At 57.3% G+C, this 19,036-nt stretch carries 15 protein-coding genes; 7 read left to right on the forward strand and 8 right to left on the reverse strand.

Translation table 11 applies throughout. The features are described from left to right. Positions 1 to 28 precede the first annotated feature (28 nt). Positions 29 to 391, forward strand: coding sequence for a YibL family ribosome-associated protein (locus BFV65_RS20585; protein ID WP_022649764.1), 363 nt, complete (start codon positions 29 to 31; stop codon positions 389 to 391). Between the two features lie 31 nt (positions 392 to 422). Here the strand turns inward: BFV65_RS20585 and BFV65_RS20590 are convergent, their stop codons facing one another. From BFV65_RS20590 to BFV65_RS20605, 4 genes are read right to left on the reverse strand one after another with little or no spacing between them, the layout of a single operon-like run. Beyond that, on the reverse strand, positions 423 to 1,517 hold the full coding sequence (locus BFV65_RS20590) for a fimbrial protein (protein WP_046620394.1): 1,095 nt from the start codon (positions 1,515 to 1,517) through the stop codon (positions 423 to 425). Positions 1,518 to 1,526: 9 nt separating this feature from the next. Beyond that, entirely contained in the window at positions 1,527 to 4,007 is a 2,481-nt protein-coding gene (locus BFV65_RS20595; RefSeq protein ID WP_069597049.1) for a fimbria/pilus outer membrane usher protein, read from the reverse strand. Positions 4,008 to 4,011: 4 nt separating this feature from the next. Then, positions 4,012 to 4,686 carry a fimbrial biogenesis chaperone gene (locus BFV65_RS20600; protein WP_022649767.1) on the reverse strand — a complete coding sequence of 225 codons (675 nt, stop codon included), beginning with the start codon at positions 4,684 to 4,686 and terminating at the stop codon, positions 4,012 to 4,014. A 30-nt stretch (positions 4,687 to 4,716) separates the two neighbouring features. After that, complete coding sequence (locus BFV65_RS20605; protein WP_003860173.1) at positions 4,717 to 5,298, reverse strand: fimbrial protein; 582 nt, start codon at positions 5,296 to 5,298, stop codon at positions 4,717 to 4,719. Positions 5,299 to 6,397: 1,099 nt separating this feature from the next. Here BFV65_RS20605 and lldP point away from each other — a divergent pair. From lldP to trmL, 5 genes are all read left to right on the forward strand, one after another. Next, positions 6,398 to 8,053: an L-lactate permease gene (gene lldP, locus BFV65_RS20610; RefSeq protein WP_069597050.1), complete on the forward strand. Its 1,656-nt coding sequence runs from the start codon at positions 6,398 to 6,400 to the stop codon at positions 8,051 to 8,053. Then, positions 8,050 to 8,823: a transcriptional regulator LldR gene (lldR, locus tag BFV65_RS20615; protein ID WP_023298877.1), complete on the forward strand. Its 774-nt coding sequence runs from the start codon at positions 8,050 to 8,052 to the stop codon at positions 8,821 to 8,823. Before lldP ends, lldR begins: the two co-directional genes overlap by 4 nt. Further along, positions 8,820 to 10,007: an FMN-dependent L-lactate dehydrogenase LldD gene (gene lldD, locus BFV65_RS20620; RefSeq protein ID WP_022649770.1), complete on the forward strand. Its 1,188-nt coding sequence runs from the start codon at positions 8,820 to 8,822 to the stop codon at positions 10,005 to 10,007. Before lldR ends, lldD begins: the two co-directional genes overlap by 4 nt. 179 nt (positions 10,008 to 10,186) lie before the next feature. After that, positions 10,187 to 11,527, forward strand: coding sequence for an MFS transporter (locus BFV65_RS20625; RefSeq protein ID WP_069597051.1), 1,341 nt, complete (start codon positions 10,187 to 10,189; stop codon positions 11,525 to 11,527). A 46-nt stretch (positions 11,528 to 11,573) separates the two neighbouring features. Next, a complete protein-coding gene (gene trmL, locus BFV65_RS20630) occupies positions 11,574 to 12,047 on the forward strand; it encodes a tRNA (uridine(34)/cytosine(34)/5-carboxymethylaminomethyluridine(34)-2'-O)-methyltransferase TrmL (RefSeq protein WP_022649772.1) in 474 nt (157 codons plus the stop codon). 36 nt (positions 12,048 to 12,083) lie between these two features. Here trmL and ilvC read toward each other — a convergent pair whose 3' ends face one another. Continuing rightward, entirely contained in the window at positions 12,084 to 13,559 is a 1,476-nt protein-coding gene (ilvC, locus tag BFV65_RS20635; protein WP_022649773.1) for a ketol-acid reductoisomerase, read from the reverse strand. Positions 13,560 to 13,711: 152 nt separating this feature from the next. Here ilvC and ilvY point away from each other — a divergent pair, with 152 nt between their 5' ends. Next, positions 13,712 to 14,602, forward strand: a complete 891-nt coding sequence (ilvY, locus tag BFV65_RS20640) for an HTH-type transcriptional activator IlvY (RefSeq protein WP_017382574.1) — start codon at positions 13,712 to 13,714, stop codon at positions 14,600 to 14,602. Positions 14,603 to 14,647: 45 nt separating this feature from the next. Here ilvY and ilvA read toward each other — a convergent pair whose 3' ends face one another. Genes ilvA through ilvE form a run of 3 tightly spaced genes read right to left on the reverse strand, consistent with a single transcriptional unit; the run spans position 14,648 to position 19,035 of the window. Next, positions 14,648 to 16,192: a threonine ammonia-lyase, biosynthetic gene (gene ilvA, locus BFV65_RS20645; RefSeq protein ID WP_100148853.1), complete on the reverse strand. Its 1,545-nt coding sequence runs from the start codon at positions 16,190 to 16,192 to the stop codon at positions 14,648 to 14,650. A gap of 2 nt (positions 16,193 to 16,194) precedes the next feature. Further along, on the reverse strand, positions 16,195 to 18,045 hold the full coding sequence (gene ilvD, locus BFV65_RS20650) for a dihydroxy-acid dehydratase (RefSeq protein ID WP_022649775.1): 1,851 nt from the start codon (positions 18,043 to 18,045) through the stop codon (positions 16,195 to 16,197). Positions 18,046 to 18,105: 60 nt separating this feature from the next. After that, a complete protein-coding gene (gene ilvE / locus BFV65_RS20655) occupies positions 18,106 to 19,035 on the reverse strand; it encodes a branched-chain-amino-acid transaminase (RefSeq protein ID WP_003860182.1) in 930 nt (309 codons plus the stop codon). Position 19,036 lies beyond the last annotated feature (1 nt).

A 19,036-nucleotide genomic window follows, 5' to 3' on the forward strand; every position in this document is an offset into this window, starting at 1 on the left:
AAATTCCCCGTTTTCAGAGTTATTTGTCATGAAAGAAGTCGAAAAGAACGAAATTAAACGCCTGAGCGACCGTCTGGATCTGATCCGCCATCAGATGGCTGGCCTCTCCCTTGTTGATTCCGCCGAGAAATATGCCGAGCTGGAAAAAGAGTCCGTGAAGCTGGAGGCGGAAATTGAGCGCCTGCGCGATGTGAAAGGCCAGAAGCTGAGTAAAGAGGCGCAGAAGCTGATGAACATGCCGCATCGCCGCGCGATCACCAAAAAAGAGCAGGCCGACATGGGCAAGCTGAAGAAAAGCGTCCGTGGCCTGGTGGTGGTGCACCCGATGACTGAGCTTGGCCGCGAAATGGGCCTGAAAGAGATGACGGGTTTTAGTAAGACCGCGTTCTGATCGCTCTCCCCTGCCGCTGCGCAGGGGAAACTCAGTTGTAAATCAGGTTAAACGTGGCCATCGCATCCGCTTTTCCCGCCGTTACGTTCTCTTCCGTCTGAATGTAATGCGCATCAAACCAGAAGGTCTGCGTCTGGTTATCCCCTACCTGGCCAAGCGCTGACACCTGCGGGGTGTTCCACGATACCACCTGCCCCTGAACCGAACCGGTATTGTCACCGTAAAGCAGTTCGATCCCGACACCGCTGGCGCTATCCTCCTGCTTCGTCAACGCCAGCGCCCGATCGTTGCCCGGCGTGGTATCGCCAAAGAAACCCATCTTAACCGCCGTGTTATTTTCACAGGTCACCGGAATGCTGAAGCGTCCGCCTCCGGCACGGGAGCCGATGCCGTGAAATTCACGCTGGCTCACGCTCCCCATGGGAACAAGAATGCTGCGAGAGCCCACTGAGCAGCTGGTACGCCTGACGGTGAAGCTGGCGAGATGAATCTGTACTGGTGTCGCCACGTTGGTGGCGCTGGCTTGATTTTCTCCCGCCTGCAATATCAGCGATCCGACATTTTGCTCCTGGGAGTTGGCGTTATCGTCAGGCATGGGGCTGGTCGTCGGGATTTTGTAAAACACCACCCAGAACTGCAATTTATACGTTGGGGCGCTGGCAAAGGCAGGATTCTGTGAGGCATCGCAGATACGCCGGGACTCGTTGCCGTCTACCGGGCTGGTGCCGTCAATATACTGTACGGCATCCGCACCACAGTACTGCTGCTCGCGGAACCCGAGCGCGTAGCCGATGCCGTCAATCTGGGTTTTGTAGACGTGCCGCGACGCACCGTCTTCCCCCACCACGGTGCCGACGGGGTTATCCAGCTCGACAAATCCGATACTACGCCAGGGGTCACTACCGCCATCACAGTTGTAGAAGTCTTGCCCGGTAGACTGTATCGGCGCGGAAACCGGCGTCCAATCCGCGGTGCCGGGAGCATATCCAATGGCGTAGGGTACCTGGACAACCCACTGATCGCGCGTGGTGCGGCAGGGCGAGGCCTGAGCGTGCGCATGAAAACTCAGCATGCCAAAAAGCGAAAGAAGGCTCAGATAGAAAAACCAGTGAATAAAACGACGCATGATATTCCTCTAATGGCACTCAACGGACAGCGTGGCGATACCGGGGGCCATATGAGCTTTCCCCAGTCTGAAAGGTGTCTGGCATTGCTGCTGCTCCCCGTTTTCATACCAGGTGACGCGCAGGGTGCCGCGCTCTGGTACCCCGCTCAGGTAGGCCTGACCGCCGTCAGCGACCATGCTTCGGTTTGCAGAATGGCGGTTCTGCTCCACCACTTCAGCCTGCGCGCCAAACGGCAACGGTTCGCCGTGGTAGCGCAGGGAAAACAGAACGCGATAACCAATGTGGGTTGTGTAATTGGCCAGCACCACCGCGCCGCTGGTGGGAATGAGCGTCAGACCGCTTTGCTCAATGTCGACGTTCTCACCCAGCGTCGCCGTATCAAGGCTGACGGTATTTTTGCGATACGCCGAGAGCGTTGGCATGACCGCATAGCCGCGGCTGTCGGTATGGATCCCGTTGTAGCCCTCCGGCTCAACGTTCGCCGCGCCGGGCACGCGCAGCAGGGCGACGGTATCGCCCAGCGGCTGGCTAAGCGTGACGCCATACTGCGTGGCGACAACGCCTCCGGCGAGTCCAAGACTCGCGTTGCTACCGTTTCGGCTGTGGTCATAACCGAGGCTGACGTTGCCGTAGCCACCGTTGTATTGCAGCGCCAGGCTGGTGCTGTCGGCCTCTCCCTCACTGGTCTTACTCTGCTGAACGCTGTAATTCAGGTTGCGGTTCGCCAGCGCGCTGCCGTTGAGTGACACCTGCTGCGTGGTCATCCCACGATTGTTGTGGTTGGCGTAGTAACTGACCGAACTGCCCGGCAGCCAGTTGCCAAGCGGAACATTGACGTTAAACGACACGGTGCGATCGGGATGCTGCTCAAGCGCTGAGTCGGTGTAGTCATACCCCGCGCCCCAGGAAATACCCCGCCAGCTGGTGTACCAGCCAATGTGGATGGTTTTATCCTGCCCGGACGTATGCCAGTAATCCTGCATCCATGCCGAGACGCTGAGGCTGCCGAACTGACCCAGCGTCTGTGAAAAAGTGACCTGCGAGCGGCTACGGCGATTATTGAGTTGCAGCTGTTGGCTGTCAGACTGATTCAGTTCACTAAATTCGTAGTAATTGCGCGAGGCATAGCGATAGCTCGCCAGGTTGAAGGCGGTGCCGGTAGCGCTGAAATCTTTCTGGTACTGAATGCGCCACGCCTGCCCCATCGCGCTTTTGCCGTCGGGTAAACGGCTTTTTGCCAGCGTATCATCAATACCCAGCGAGCCAAATGCGCCAAACCCTCTGCCTACGCCAATTGCACCGGCCTGATAGTTGCTCGCCGTACGAAAGCCGCCATACACCGTCATCCTGGAGAGCAGACCGTAGAAGAAAGCGCCTTCAACAAATTCGGGCGAACGCGCATCACCGGAGCCGGAGTGAAATCGTCCTGCATTGAGACTGTATTTCAGGCTGCCCTGGCGTCGCATAAACGGCACCGCAGAATAGGGCTGGGTAAAGACGCGCGTTGAGCCGTCACTTTCCGTGACCGTAACCTGTAGATCGCCACTTTGTGCGCCCGGGAACAGATCGTTAATGATAAATGGCCCGGCGGCCACCCAGGTTTCATAGATCACATAGCCATTTTGCGAAACGGAGACTTTAGCGAAGCTGTGTGCGACGCCGCGGATGGTTGGTGCGAAGCCGCGCTGGCTGTCGGGCAACATGCTTTCGCTTGATGAGAGCTGTACCCCGCGAAACGCCACGCTATCGAAGACGTCGCCTGCGGTCCAGGCATCACCGATCCGTAGCTGGCTGTTAAGACGGCGAATATCCCTGGTCAGCCAGCTACTTTGCGACTGAAAATGGTCGCCGCCCGCGTCGCTGTAGCTCCAGGCCGAGGTGTTACGCAGCCGCCACGCCCCCAGATTGATGCCGTTACGCAGGCTCAGATAGCTGGATGTCGTGACCCCGCTCTGATGACGGGCCTGACCGCCCGACAGACTGTAATCAGTAAATGCCGCCGGGATACCATCGTCCCACTGCGACTGCGGCACGTAGCCACGGCTGCGGTGTTTCATTGCCGCCTGCGGCAGGCTGAGAAAGAGACGCTGCTGGTTGAAATCATAAGAAGTTCGCGCTGCCGGAATAAAATCCTCGAGGTGCGTGAACGTTTCTCCCTCCTGCAACCGGGAGAATGCAGGAATGGCCCCTATATTTACGCCAAGCGCTTCCAGCAGCGATACGCTAAAAACGGGTTGCAGGCTGCCTTTCTCATTGACGAAGGTGATCTCCTGATGCCGCTCCTCGCGTCCGTTAATCTCCAGCGTCACGAGCCAGGTGCCTGGCATCTGCCCGCCCTTTTCAGAGAAATAGTGCAGATCCGCCGTTTTCTGTTCAGTAGAGGAAAGCTCCAGCGCGGCGGGATCAAAGTAATCCTCGGCCATCCCCGTGCGGCTGAAGCTAAGCAGCAACACCGAAAGCGGCGCGTAACGAAACAGGCGAAAAGGCATGGTCTTAAAGAGGCTGGGTGTGGGTGGCGGTGATGGCACCAAAATCATTAATAGCCGACCAGCTTACGCCCCCGGAGGCGGACACAGGCCATTCCCGGGTTTCCCCTGGACCGATCATGCCCGGCTGCTCAATTTTATGCCCGCCAACGGTCAGACGATAAAAAGAGACGTAGTATGGCGTCGGGTTAGCGGCCTTAAGCCCTTTTCCCGTTCGCGAAAACGTTATTTTCTGCCAGGCCGTGGCGGCGTCCCCTTTCAGGTTGTCCGGACGGTAGAATATTTTAAATTTCGATTTGACGTTTACCTGTAATTCGTTGCTGCTCTCTTTTGGCTTTGGCGCTATCGCTTTAATATCGAGCCAGAATACAGATTCACGATCTGTGGGCAGCGGAGCGCCGGTATATTGAATACGCAGCGTGTTGGTCTGCTCCGGATCAAGTCTGAACAGAGGTGGTGTGACAATAAATGGCGCAGCGTTATTTTTATCCGGCCCATCGCCTTCAACCCACGACTGAATAAGATAGGGAACCGCACTTTCCATATTAGAAACAGAAAATGCCACCTCCTTGCTGTTTTGCGGGTATACGATCCGTGTTCCCCCCATTACAACGCCAGCAGAAACTGACGCAGAACTAACCATTAATGCAGTGAGCATAATATACGATAAACGTTTCATCATTATTATCTCTGGAGGTGGCTGACAGTGAAATCAGTTATAAACCATCAGGAAGTTGGATACGGCGTTAACATCGCCGGCGTTGATTTCCGTGCCATCTTTGTCAAGTGCGGCATAGAAAGTTAATTCAGCATTGCCTTCATCATCCGGTGCGGTTGTTTCAGATACCGTACCCGGTTTAATCGCGGTGCTGCGATCGCTGTTATAAAGCTTCACGCCGACACCCGTCGCCATACCTTCACCTGGCGTAACCTGAAGCAGTGTGTCATTCACCGTATCTTTGGTTCCGTCAAACAGTACCGCAACCGATTCAACCGTCTCCGGGCAGTTTTCCACGTTGATTTTGAACTCGCGCGGCGTCGTTTCGTTGTGATCGTCAAAGTAGCTTTTTGCCCACGCCCCAAGGTCTACCGTTTTGTTTTTAGAGGCCGGAGTAATATCACAGGAAATAAGGGTAATCTTCCCGGTAAAATTGATCACCCCGCCCGTACTTTGCGAACCCGCACCGGTATCCAGAGAAGCATTAACGCCAGAATCACTGCTTGCCAGTACTGATTGGGAAGATAACAGCAGCCCCGCCGCGGCAATCGCCAGCGCCACATTTTTGATTTTCATTTGGAACACTTTCCCCTCTGTAAATTAAACAGATATAGACTTGTTGTACTATGTACAATAACCGCTATAAGGATTTAAAAACGCCACCGAAAGGTTTTTAGCAGAATGGGTGACGCGACCTTATAGAATAAAGCAGGGTCCATCCCATGGTGATCATCCGTATATTTTCAGAAGGCCATACACAGATATCCTTCAACTGAGGAATGACTTCTGGCCGAAAATAACACTGAATACGTTGTGGTTAGTAATAAATTTAAAATCTTCTGTTACGTTGCTTCTGAATAAATAGTAAATCAAATGCCTTTTAACGTCTACGCATTGAAAAGCAATATGCCGCGTCTGTAAACACTCAGAAATTAACACTCAACTAACAAATTTAACCCCTTTCGATTGCCATAATAATTATTAATCTGCTTTTAATACCGCAACTAAATTACAAGAGAGTTAACTGATCATTGTTTGATCAATTTATTTCAGAATATTATTAGCCAAAAAATGTCTGTTCAGCGCAAAATTCTTACCCTTTATCCTGAAAAACCGCAATTGAACAGGATATTTCCTTATCGATCATCAATTGATCGTTTGTAATACACTGTTAAAATCTATATGTGAAATTTACCTTAATTAAAATTTTTTGCTACAGCTTAGATTTCGCATTTTTAACCAAAAAAAATTTTTATTTATAGGAAATATATCACTCTGCTCACACATATACAGCTTCTCAAAAACACAAATAAAACAAACAAACCTCATTCAATTCACGCAATATTATCACCTCTCCTTTTTATATAACCTCTTTTACGCGCCGTATCTGCTTAAAAGGCGAATGTAAGGCTCTCCACCTGACCACCGCTCCCAATGCACACGGTGATTTGATTTTGCGGGTTTGGTCCTACCAATCACGCACAAAGCTATCCATCGTTCACAATTTCGATGCTCCACTTCACAAAACAATTGCTGAATAGCAACACTTGGTTAACCATTTGTTGTCATTAACCCTACATCACAATATTGGAAGGACCACTTTTACACTAAGTGTGACGCAGAGATGAGCAGAGACTCACCCGACGAACACCTGTGTGGTCCTCAGGAGACCTGCATGAGCCTCTGGCAACAAAACTACGATCCGGCCGGAAATATCTGGCTGTCGAGCCTGATCGCATCGCTACCGATCCTGTTTTTCTTCTTTGCGCTGATTAAGCTCAAGCTGAAGGGCTACCTCGCCGCGACGTATACCGTTGCCATCGCCCTGATGGTGGCGTTGTTCTTCTACAAAATGCCGGTCGATCGCGCGCTGGCCTCCGTCGTCTATGGCTTCTTCTACGGACTGTGGCCGATTGCGTGGATCATCATCGCCGCCGTCTTTGTCTACAAAATCTCGGTCAAAACCGGGCAGTTCGACATTATTCGCTCGTCGATTCTCTACATCACGCCGGACCAGCGTTTGCAGATGCTGATCGTCGGCTTCTCCTTCGGAGCATTTCTGGAAGGGGCGGCAGGATTCGGCGCACCGGTGGCCATCACCGCCGCCCTGCTGGTCGGTCTGGGCTTTAACCCGCTGTATGCCGCTGGCCTGTGCCTGATTGTGAATACCGCCCCGGTGGCGTTTGGCGCGATGGGCATTCCTATTCTGGTGGCGGGCCAGGTGACCGGGCTGGACAGCTTCGAGATCGGCCAGATGGTGGGCCGCCAGCTGCCGTTCCTGACCATTATCGTGCTGTTCTGGATCATGGCGATTATGGACGGCTGGCGCGGCGTGAAGGAGACCTGGCCTGCGGTGATGGTAGCGGGCGGTTCGTTCGCCATTGCCCAGTATCTCAGCTCCAACTTCCTCGGCCCGGAACTGCCGGACATCATCTCTTCCCTGGTGTCGCTGGTCTGTCTGACGCTGTTCCTGAAACGCTGGCAGCCGGTACGTATCTTCCGCTTTGCTGACATGGGCGCATCACACGTGGATCAGACGCTGGCGCGCACCGGCTATACCGCCGGACAGATTGTGCGCGCGTGGTCACCGTTCCTGTTCCTGACCGCCACCGTGACGCTGTGGAGCATTCCGCCGTTTAAGGCGCTGTTCGCCCCGGGCGGCGCGCTGTACGACATGGTGATTAATATCTCCGTGCCGTTCCTCGACAAGATGGTCGCCCGTATGCCGCCGGTGGTACACGACGCCACGCCGTATGCAGCAGTGTTTAAGTTCGACTGGTTCTCAGCCACCGGCACGGCCATCCTGTTTGCCGCTATCCTTTCCGTAGTGTGGCTGCGCATGAAGCCTGCCGCCGCGGTGCAGACCTTTGCGGCGACGATTAAAGAGCTGATGCTGCCGATTTACTCCATCGGCATGGTGCTGGCGTTCGCGTTTATTTCGAACTACTCCGGCCTGTCGTCGACGCTGGCGTTAGCGCTGGCGCATACCGGCCACGCGTTTACCTTCTTCTCGCCGTTCCTCGGCTGGCTGGGGGTGTTCCTGACCGGTTCAGATACGTCATCTAACGCCCTGTTTGCCGCCCTACAGGCCACAGCCGCGCAGCAGATTGGCGTCTCGGACGTGCTGCTGGTCGCCGCGAACACCACCGGCGGCGTGACCGGGAAGATGATCTCACCGCAGTCCATCGCCATTGCCTGTGCCGCGGTGGGGCTGGTAGGCAAAGAGTCGGATCTGTTCCGCTTTACCGTTAAACACAGCCTGATATTTACCTGCATGGTGGGCGTGATCACCACATTGCAGGCCTATGTCTTAACCTGGATGATTCCATGATAGTGATGCCCAGACGCCTGTCCGACGAGATTGCCACTCGCGTACGGGCGCTGATAGAAGAACAACAGCTGGAAGCGGGCATGAGATTGCCCGCCGAGCGTCAGCTTGCCGCCCAGCTTGGCGTGTCGCGCAATTCACTGCGCGAGGCGCTGGCGACGCTGGTCAGCGAAGGGGTGCTGCTGAGCCGTCGAGGCGGCGGCACCTTCGTGCGCTGGCAGCATGACGACTGGTCCGAACAAAACATCGTGCAGCCGCTTAAGACGCTGATGGAAAACGACCCGGACTACAGCTTTGACATCCTCGAAGCGCGTCACGCCATCGAAACCAGCACCGCGTGGCATGCGGCGATGCGGGCAACCGAGGCCGACAAAGAGAAGCTCAAAGCCTGCTTTGAGGCCACGCAAAGCAGCGATCCGGACATCGCCTCCCAGGCGGACGTACGTTTTCACCTCGCGATTGCCGAGGCCTCGCACAACGTAGTTCTGCTGCAAACCATGCGCGGGTTCTTCGACCTGCTGCAATCCTCCGTGAAGCAGAGCCGCCAGCGCATGTATCTGGTGCCGCCGGTATTTGCCCAACTGACCGAACAGCACGAGGCGGTGCTCAACGCCATTCTGGCCGGTGATGCCGAGGCCGCGCGCAAGGCGATGATGGCGCATCTTGGCTTCGTGCATACCACCATTAAACGATTCGATGAAGATCAGGCCCGACAGGCGCGTATTACCCGTCTGCCTGGCGAGAGTGATATTTCCAGGGAGAACAAAGCATGATTATTTCCGCAGCCAGTGACTATCGCGCCGCGGCACAGCGCATTTTGCCGCCATTCCTGTTCCACTACATTGACGGCGGGGCGTACGCCGAATATACCCTGCGCCGCAACGTGGAGGACCTGTCGGAAGTGGCCCTGCGCCAGCGCGTGCTGAAGAATATGTCTGACCTGAGCCTTGAGACGAAGCTGTTTAACGAGACGCTCTCCATGCCGGTGGCGCTTGCGCCCGTCGGCTTATGCGGCATGTATGCCCGCCGGGGCGAAGTGCAGGCCGCCGCCGCCGCAGATGCCAAAGGCATCCCGTTTACCCTTTCCACCGTGTCCGTCTGCCCGATTGAAGAGGTCGCCCCGACCATCAAGCGCCCGATGTGGTTCCAGCTCTACGTCCTGCGCGATCGCGGTTTTATGCGTAACGCCCTTGAGCGCGCCAAAGCGGCGGGCTGCTCAACGCTGGTCTTTACCGTCGATATGCCCACGCCCGGCGCCCGCTACCGTGATGCGCACTCCGGCATGAGCGGTCCGAACGCCGCGATGCGCCGCTACTGGCAGGCGGTGACGCACCCGCAGTGGGCGTGGGATGTCGGCGTGAATGGCCGTCCGCACGATCTGGGCAATATTTCGGCCTACCTGGGTAAACCGACCGGGCTGGAAGATTACATCGGCTGGCTGGCGAACAACTTCGATCCATCCATCTCCTGGAAAGACCTGGAGTGGATCCGCGAATTCTGGGACGGCCCGATGGTGATCAAAGGGATCCTCGATCCGGAAGATGCGCGCGACGCGGTGCGTTTTGGTGCCGATGGGATCGTGGTCTCTAACCATGGTGGCCGCCAGCTTGACGGGGTGCTCTCCTCCGCCCGCGCCCTGCCAGCCATTGCCGATGCGGTGAAAGGCGATATTGCGATTCTGGCCGACAGCGGCATCCGTAACGGGCTGGACGTGGTACGCATGATTGCCCTGGGCGCAGACAGTGTGCTGCTGGGCCGTGCTTACCTGTACGCGCTGGCCACCAGCGGCCAGGCGGGCGTGGCGAATCTGCTGAACCTGATCGAGAAAGAGATGAAGGTGGCGATGACCCTTACCGGTGCGAAAACAATCGGTGAAATCAGCAAAGACTCTCTGGTGCAGGAGCTCAGTAAGCTGCCTGCGGCGCTGGCCCCCCTTTCTCAGGGAAATGCGGCCTGATATCCCCCGGTTAGCCTCCCCTTCTTCCGCGCCCGGCTTTACCCTCGGGCGCTTTTTTTGTCGAAAATAACACCTGCGTAACATTCTGGATAAGAAAATTTGACACAACCCGCCCTCCGCAATTGTATAGACAAGCAAATACAAGAACACAAAAACAACATCACATCGGAGGGGAACGTATGACGTATTCAGGTCGGGTGGATATTCAGCAGGTGATCGATGAGAGTCCTTTTTCAGGGTTTCACTGGCTTCTTATTGTGCTGGGCTTTCTGGTGCTGGCGATCGATGGTTTCGATACCGCAGCGATGGGTTACATTGCGCCTACGCTGTCGGTGGAGTGGGGAATACATAAACAGGATCTGGGGCCGGTGTTGAGTGCGGCGCTACTGGGGCTGTCGCTGGGAGCTCTTATTGCAGGTCCGGTATCGGACCGTATGGGACGCAAGCGCGTACTGGTCTTTTCATGCCTGTTCTTCGGCCTGGCGAGCCTGGGCACGACCTGGGCGCAAAGTCTGAATACCCTGACGCTGTGGCGATTTCTGACCGGTCTCGGGCTGGGCGCCGCGATGCCTAACGCCATCACGCTGATCTCAGAGTTTGCCCCCCAGCGCTGCCGCGCCAAGGCAATTAACACCATGTACTGCGGCTTTCCGCTGGGTGCGGCGGGCGGCGGGGCGATCTCGTCCTGGCTTATCCCTCACCATGGCTGGCGAAGCGTGCTGCTGACCGGCGCGATTGCGCCGCTGATTTTAACGGTGCTGCTGGCGCTGCTGTTGCCGGAGTCGGTGAAGTTTCTTGTGCAGCGCGGGAAAGACGTCGCGCGGGTTCGCCGCATCGCCAGCCGGTTCGCCCGCAGCACGCTGGATAGCGTCACAGGCTTTTTCCTGGCGGAGGAGAAGGTCGCGTCGAAAAAAGGCAGCGTGTCGCAGCTGTTTTCCATGCCCTGGCTGCCCGGCACCCTGATGCTGTGGGTCACCTACTTTATGGGACTGGTGATTTATTACGTCCTGCTGAGCTGGATGCCAACGCTGATGCAGGGGATGGGGTATGCGCTGGCGGAATCCGCCTGGCTCACCTCGCTGTTCACTTTCGGCGGCACCGCTGGCATTCTGCTCGCGGGCTGGATGATGGACCGCTGGGAAGCGCACAAGGTGGTCGCGTGTGGTTTCGTGCTGACGATGGGCCTGATTCTTTTACTCGGCATTGAGCATAATCATATCACCCTGTTTGGCGGGTTAATCTTCCTGATGGGGATCGCGATGAACGGCGCGCAGTCGGGGATGCAGACCCTGGCCACCACCTTTTACCCTACCGAGTGCCGCGCGACGGGTATCGCCTGGATGCAGGGGATCGGCCGCTTCGGCGGCGTGGCGGGCACCATGACCAGCGCCCAGCTTCTCTCCATGCAGTGGCAGGCGGACAGTATTTTGATGATCCTCAGCGTGCCTGCTCTCGTGGCCGCGGCGGCAACCGTCTACAAAATGCTGTATAGCCGCTCGCAGGAGCCGGGCGTCGCCTAGTCCCTCTCTTTTCTGCTATTCTGCCCCCCGCAATTAAGGGGGCAGCATGCTTAACATCGTCTTATTCGAACCAGAAATCCCACCCAATACCGGCAATATCATCCGCCTGTGCGCCAACACCGGTTTTCGTCTGCACATCATTGAGCCGATGGGCTTTACGTGGGACGACAAACGTCTGCGCCGCGCGGGGCTGGACTACCATGAGTTTACTGCCGTCGTTCGTCATCACGATTACGCCGCGTTTCTGGACGCAGAGAAGCCGCAGCGCATGTTCGCCCTGACCACCAAAGGCACGCCAGCGCATAGCGCCGTAAGCTATCAGGACGGAGATTATCTGATGTTTGGTCCGGAAACCCGCGGCCTGCCGGCCACCATTCTGGATGCCCTGCCCGCTGAGCAAAAAATTCGTATTCCGATGATGCCGGACAGCCGCAGCATGAACCTGTCGAATGCGGTGTCGGTGGTGGTGTATGAGGCGTGGCGCCAGCTGGGTTATCCCGGCGCGATACTGCGTAGCTAAAACAGTTCGGGTGGCTTGCGCCACCCGATTGTCTTTTTAGTCTGCTACTGCGATACGTTTCATATCGGTCATGTAGCCACGAAGTTTCTGGCCCACTTTCTCGATTTCGTGACTGCGAATCGCTTCATTAACGTCACGAAGCTGCGCGTTATCAACCGCACCTTCCGCAATCGCTTTACCCAGATCGCCTGCTTGCAGGGTAGTCATGAACTCTTTCAGCAGCGGTACGCAGGCGTAAGAGAACAGATAGTTACCGTACTCGGCGGTATCGGAGATCACCACGTTCATCTCATACAGACGCTTACGGGCGATGGTGTTTGCGATCAGCGGCAGCTCGTGCAGCGATTCATAGTACGCAGATTCTTCAATGATGCCGGAATCCACCATGGTTTCGAACGCCAGCTCAACGCCCGCTTTCACCATCGCGATCATCAGTACGCCTTTATCGAAGTACTCCTGCTCGCTGATTTTACCCTCGAACTGTGGTGCCGTTTCGAACGCGGTTTTACCGGTCTCTTCGCGCCAGGTCAGCAGTTTCTTATCGTCATTCGCCCAGTCCGCCATCATGCCGGAAGAGAACTCGCCGGAGATGATGTCGTCCATGTGTTTCTGGAACAGCGGTGCCATGATGGTTTTCAGCTGTTCAGAGAGTGCGAACGCGCGCAGTTTTGCCGGATTGGACAGACGGTCCATCATCAGCGTAATGCCGCCCTGCTTCAGCGCTTCGGTGATGGTTTCCCAGCCGAACTGAATCAGTTTTTCCGCGTATGCCGGGTCGGTGCCCTCTTCCACCAGCTTGTCGAAGCACAGCAGAGAACCCGCCTGGAGCATGCCGCACAGAATGGTCTGCTCGCCCATCAGGTCAGATTTCACTTCCGCAACGAAGGAAGATTCCAGTACGCCCGCACGATGGCCGCCGGTGGCCGCTGCCCAGGCTTTGGCAATCGCCATGCCTTCGCCTTTCGGATCGTTTTCCGGGTGAACGGCGATCAGCGTCGGTACGCCGAAACCACGTTTGTACTCTTCGCGCACTTCGGTGCCCGGGCACTTCGGTGCCACCATCACTACGGTGATGTCTTTACGGATCTGCTCGCCCACTTCAACGATGTTGAAGCCGTGGGAGTAACCCAGCGCAGCGCCGTCTTTCATCAGCGGCTGTACGGAACGCACAACGTCTGAGTGTTGCTTGTCTGGCGTCAGGTTAACCACCAGGTCCGCCTGCGGGATCAGCTCTTCGTAGGTACCTACTTTGAAGCCGTTTTCGGTCGCTTTACGCCAGGAAGCGCGCTTTTCAGCAATCGCTTCTTTGCGCAGGGCGTAGGAGATATCCAGCCCGGAGTCGCGCATGTTCAGACCCTGGTTCAGACCCTGTGCGCCACAGCCAACAATGACCACTTTTTTACCCTGAAGGTAGCTCGCGCCATCGGCAAATTCATCGCGCGCCATGAAGCGGCATTTGCCCAGCTGCGCCAGCTGCTGGCGCAGATTCAGTGTATTAAAGTAGTTAGCCATGGGTGATACCTCGTGATGTTGTGTGTCTTATTGTTCGGTTCGCGTTTCAGCGAGAATGTACCCACATTACAACAGGAAATTTATTGCGGAAATTGATATATTCACAACGTCACATTGCAATTTATGCAATGTAAAAAGAGGGAGTGGAATCGGTGGATTTACGCGATCTGAAAATGTTCCTGCATCTGGCGGAAAGCCGTCACTTTGGCCGCAGCGCCCGGGCGATGCACGTCAGCCCTTCCACGCTGTCGCGCCAGATCCAGCGCCTTGAGGAAGACCTCGGCCAGCCGCTGTTCGTGCGCGATAACCGCACCGTCACCCTCACGGAAGCCGGTGAAGAGCTGCGCATCTTTGCCCAGCAAACCTTGTTGCAGTACCAGCAGCTGCGGCACACCATCGACCAGCAGGGGCCGTCGCTTTCCGGCGAGCTGCATATTTTCTGCTCCGTGACCGCCGCCTACAGCCATCTTCCCCCCATTCTCGACCGCTTCCGCGCGGAACATCCGTCGGTTGAAATTAAGCTCACCACCGGCGATGCCGCCGACGCGATGGAAAAAGTGGTCACGGGCGAAGCGGATCTCGCGATTGCCGGGAAGCCGGAAACCCTGCCGGGCGCGGTAGCGTTCTCAATGCTGGAGAATCTGGCGGTAGTACTGATTGCCCCGGCGCTGCCCTGCCCTGTGCGCAACCAGGTCTCGGTGGAGAAACCGGACTGGTCGACGGTGCCGTTTATCATGGCCGATCAGGGGCCGGTGCGCCGCCGCATTGAGCTGTGGTTCCGCCGCCAGAAAATCAGCAACCCGTCGATTTACGCCACGGTCGGCGGCCATGAGGCGATGGTGTCGATGGTGGCGCTCGGCTGCGGCGTGGCGCTGCTGCCAGAAGTGGTGCTGGAAAACAGCCCGGAGCCAGTGCGCAATCGCGTGATGATTTTAGAACGCAGCGACGAAAAAACGCCGTTCGAGCTTGGCGTGTGCGCACAAAAAAAGCGGCTGCATGAGCCGCTTATTGATGCGTTCTGGAAGATATTGCCGAACCACTAAAGCCGGGTGGCGCTGCGCTTACCCGGCCTACACGCAGCTCAACCCTTAGCCCGCGAGGAAGAAGCGGAACGCCGGGTTGTGGGTTTCGTCATGGCACTCATAGCCCAGCTCGTTCAGGCGCGTTTCGAAATCCGGCTCGTGCTCGCCCAGCTCGAACGCCGCCAGCACGCGGCCGTAGTCGGTGCCGTGGCTGCGGTAGTGGAACAGAGAAATGTTCCAGTGGGTGCCCAGCGTGTGCAGGAACTTGAGCAACGCGCCCGGCGATTCCGGGAACTCGAAGCTGAACAGGCGTTCCTTGAGCGGCTTGGATGGACGGCCGCCGACCATGTAACGCACGTGCAGCTTCGCCATTTCGTCGTCGGAGAGATCGACCACGCTGTAGCCACCGTCATGCAGCAGGCTGAGGATCTCTTTGCGCTCCTCCACGCCACGGCTCAGACGCACGCCGACAAATATGCACGCATCTTTGGCATCGGCAAAGCGGTAGTTGAACTCCGTTACCGAACGGCCGCCCAGCAGCTGGCAAAACTTCAGGAAGCTGCCCTTCTCTTCCGGAATGGTCACCGCCAGCAGGGCTTCACGCTGCTCGCCCAGCTCACAGCGTTCGGACACGTAGCGCAGGCCGTGGAAGTTCACATTGGCGCCGGAAAGCACGTGCGCCAGACGCTCGCCGCGAATGTTGTGCTGGGCGATGTATTTCTTCATCCCCGCCAGCGCCAGCGCGCCGGACGGTTCCGCCACCGCACGCACATCCTCGAAGAGATCTTTCATCGCCGCGCAGATAGCGTCGCTGTCGACGGTGACGATATCGTCGAGATACTCCTGGCACAGACGGAACGTTTCATCGCCAATGCGCTTCACCGCCACGCCCTCGGCGAACAGCCCGACGCGCGGCAGATCCACCGGATGTCCGGCGTCCAGCGCCGCCTTCAGGCAAGCGGAGTCTTCCGCTTCAACCGCAATCACTTTGATCTGCGGCATTAGCTGTTTGATCAGCACCGCCACACCAGCGGCTAAGCCACCGCCGCCCACCGGGACGAAAACGCGGTCGAGATGGGCATCCTGCTGCAACAGTTCCAGCGCCAGCGTACCCTGCCCGGCAATCACCATCGGGTGATCGAACGGCGGGACCCAGGTGAAACCCTGCTGCTGCGCCAGCTCAATCGCTTTGGCTTTCGCTTCGTCAAAATTCGCGCCGTGGAGCAGCACTTCCCCGCCAAAACCGCGCACCGCGTCGACTTTGATATCCGCCGTGGCAACCGGCATCACGATCAGCGCTTTCAGCCCTAAACGGGCCGCGGAGAACGCTACGCCCTGCGCGTGGTTGCCCGCCGACGCGGTAATGACGCCGCGCGCTTTCTGCTCATCCGTCAGCCCGGCCATCATCGCGTAGGCGCCGCGCAGCTTGAAGCTGTGCACCGGCTGCCTGTCTTCGCGCTTCACCAGAATGACGTTGTCGAGGCGCGAGGAGAGTTTGTCCATTTTTTGCAGGGGCGTGACCTGCACGGCTTCATAGACCGGCGCGCGCAGCACCGCTCTCAGGTATTCCGCCCCCTCGGGGGCGGCGGATAAGGGTTGTGACTCGGCCATCATTAGCCCCCAAGTTTAGATTTATCGCGCACCGCGCCTTTATCTGCACTGGTGGCAAGACTCGCGTAAGCGCGCAGGGCGAATGAGACTTCGCGCTGGCGGTCTTTCGGCGTCCAGGCTTTGTCGCCGCGGGCTTCCTGCGCTTCACGACGGGCCGCAATCTCCTGGTCACTCAGCTTCAGCTGAATGCCGCGGTTCGGAATGTCGATTTCGATCAGGTCGCCATCTTCGATGATCGCGATATTGCCGCCGCTTGCCGCTTCCGGGGAGACGTGGCCAATGGAGAGGCCTGACGTGCCGCCAGAGAAACGACCGTCGGTGATCAGCGCGCAGGCTTTGCCGAGGCCCATCGATTTCAGGAAGGTAGTCGGGTAGAGCATCTCCTGCATGCCCGGACCGCCTTTCGGCCCTTCGTAGCGAATGACCACCACGTCGCCTTCCACCACTTTGCCACCGAGGATAGCGTCTACCGCCTCGTCCTGACTTTCATACACTTTTGCCGGACCGGTGAATTTGAGAATGCTGTCGTCCACGCCTGCGGTTTTCACGATGCAGCCGTTTTCCGCAAAGTTACCGTACAGCACGGCCAGACCGCCGTCTTTGCTGTAGGCATGTTCCAGCGAGCGGATGCAGCCTTCGGCGCGATCGTCATCCAGCGTGTCCCAGCGGCAATCCTGCGAGAACGCCTGCGTGGTGCGAATACCTGCCGGACCGGCGCGGAACATCTTTTTCACCGCGTCGTCTTTGGTCAGCATCACGTCGTACTGGTCCAGCGACTCCGGCAGCGTCAGGCCGAGCACATTTTTCACGTTGCGGTTCAGCAGCCCTGCGCGATCCAGCTCGCCGAGAATACCGATGACACCACCAGCACGATGCACGTCTTCCATATGGTACTTCTGGGTACTCGGCGCGACTTTACACAGCTGCGGCACTTTGCGGGAGAGCTTGTCGATGTCGCTCATGGTGAAGTCGATTTCGGCTTCCTGCGCGGCGGCCAGCAGGTGCAGAACGGTGTTGGTGGAACCGCCCATGGCGATATCCAGCGTCATGGCGTTTTCGAACGCCGCTTTACTGGCGATGTTGCGCGGCAGCGCGCTGGCATCGTCCTGCTCGTAGTAGCGTTTGGTCAGCTCAACGATGCGCTTGCCCGCGTTAAGGAACAGCTGCTTACGGTCGGCGTGGGTCGCCAGCAGCGAGCCGTTACCCGGCTGAGAAAGGCCCAGCGCTTCGGTCAGGCAGTTCATGGAGTTGGCGGTGAACATCCCGGAACAGGAGCCGCAGGTCGGACACGCGGAGCGTTCCACCTGGTCGCTCTGCTCGTCAGAGACTTTCGGGTCCGCGCCCTGGATCATCGCATCGACCAGGTCGAGCTTGATGATTTTGTCGGAAAGCTTGGTTTTACCCGCTTCCATCGGGCCGCCGGAAACGAAGATCACCGGAATGTTCAGGCGCAGGGAGGCCATCAGCATCCCCGGGGTGATTTTGTCGCAGTTGGAGATACAGACCATCGCATCGGCGCAGTGGGCGTTAACCATGTACTCCACCGAGTCGGCGATCAGCTCGCGCGACGGCAGTGAATAGAGCATCCCCCCGTGGCCCATTGCGATACCGTCATCCACCGCAATGGTGTTGAACTCTTTCGCCACGCCGCCGGAGGCTTCGATTTGCTCGGCAACCAGCTTACCGAGATCGCGCAGGTGCACGTGGCCCGGCACAAACTGGGTGAAGGAGTTCACCACGGCGATAATTGGCTTGCCGAAATCGGCGTCGGTCATTCCGGTGGCGCGCCACAGTGCGCGGGCACCCGCCATATTACGGCCGTGGGTGGTGGTGGCTGAACGATACTTAGGCATGCTTTATTTACTCCCGTCTGACTATTAAATGGGACGGTGCGTGCCGTCCCAAATTTATATTTAGTGATTAACCTGATCCAACCAGCCGTATTTGTCTTCTGTTTCGCCGGTGAACAGGCCGAAGAAGGCTTGCTGAATGCGTTTGGTGACCGGACCACAGCGGCCTTCGCCCACCTGAATGCCGTCGACGCTACGCACCGGTGTAATTTCAGCCGCGGTACCGGACATGAACACTTCGTCAGCCAGGTACAGGGATTCGCGGGACAGCACCTGCTCGCGTACTTCGATACCCAGATCTTTTGCCAGCTTGATGATGGCGTCGCGGGTGATGCCCGGCAGCGCGGACGAGGTGAACGGCGGGGTGAACAGAATGCCGTCTTTCACTTCAAACAGGTTTTCGCCCGCACCTTCGGAGATGTAGCCATTTACATCGAGCGCGATACCTTCCTGATAGCCGTGACGGCGCGCTTCGCTGCCAACCAGCAGTGAGGAGAGGTAGTTACCGCCCGCTTTAGCCGCGGTCGGGATAGTGTTTGGTGCCACGCGGTTCCAGGAAGAAACCATTGCGTCGATCCCCTGATCCAGTGCTTCCGCGCCCAGGTAGGCGCCCCACGGGAACGCAGCAATGATCACATCGGTGTTATAGCCAGCGGGCGGATTGACACCCATGCCGACATCACCCACGAAGACCAGCGGACGAATATAGGCACTGGTCAGTTTGTTCTGGCGGATCACCTCGCGGCAGGCTTCCATCAGCTCATCAACGCTTTGGGAGACCGGGAAACGATAAATTTTGGCTGAGTCATGCAGACGCTGCATGTGTTCGCGATGGCGGAACACCACTGGTCCTTTGTGAGAATCGTAGCAACGGATGCCTTCAAACACGGAGGTGCCGTAGTGCAGCGCGTGGGACATCACGTGAACTTTCGCGTCTTCCCAGCGAACCATCTCACCATTGAACCAAATGTAATCAGCTTTTTTTGTCGTCATT

Source organism: Enterobacter hormaechei subsp. hoffmannii (assembly GCF_001729745.1).
Classification (GTDB): domain Bacteria; phylum Pseudomonadota; class Gammaproteobacteria; order Enterobacterales; family Enterobacteriaceae; genus Enterobacter; species Enterobacter intestinihominis.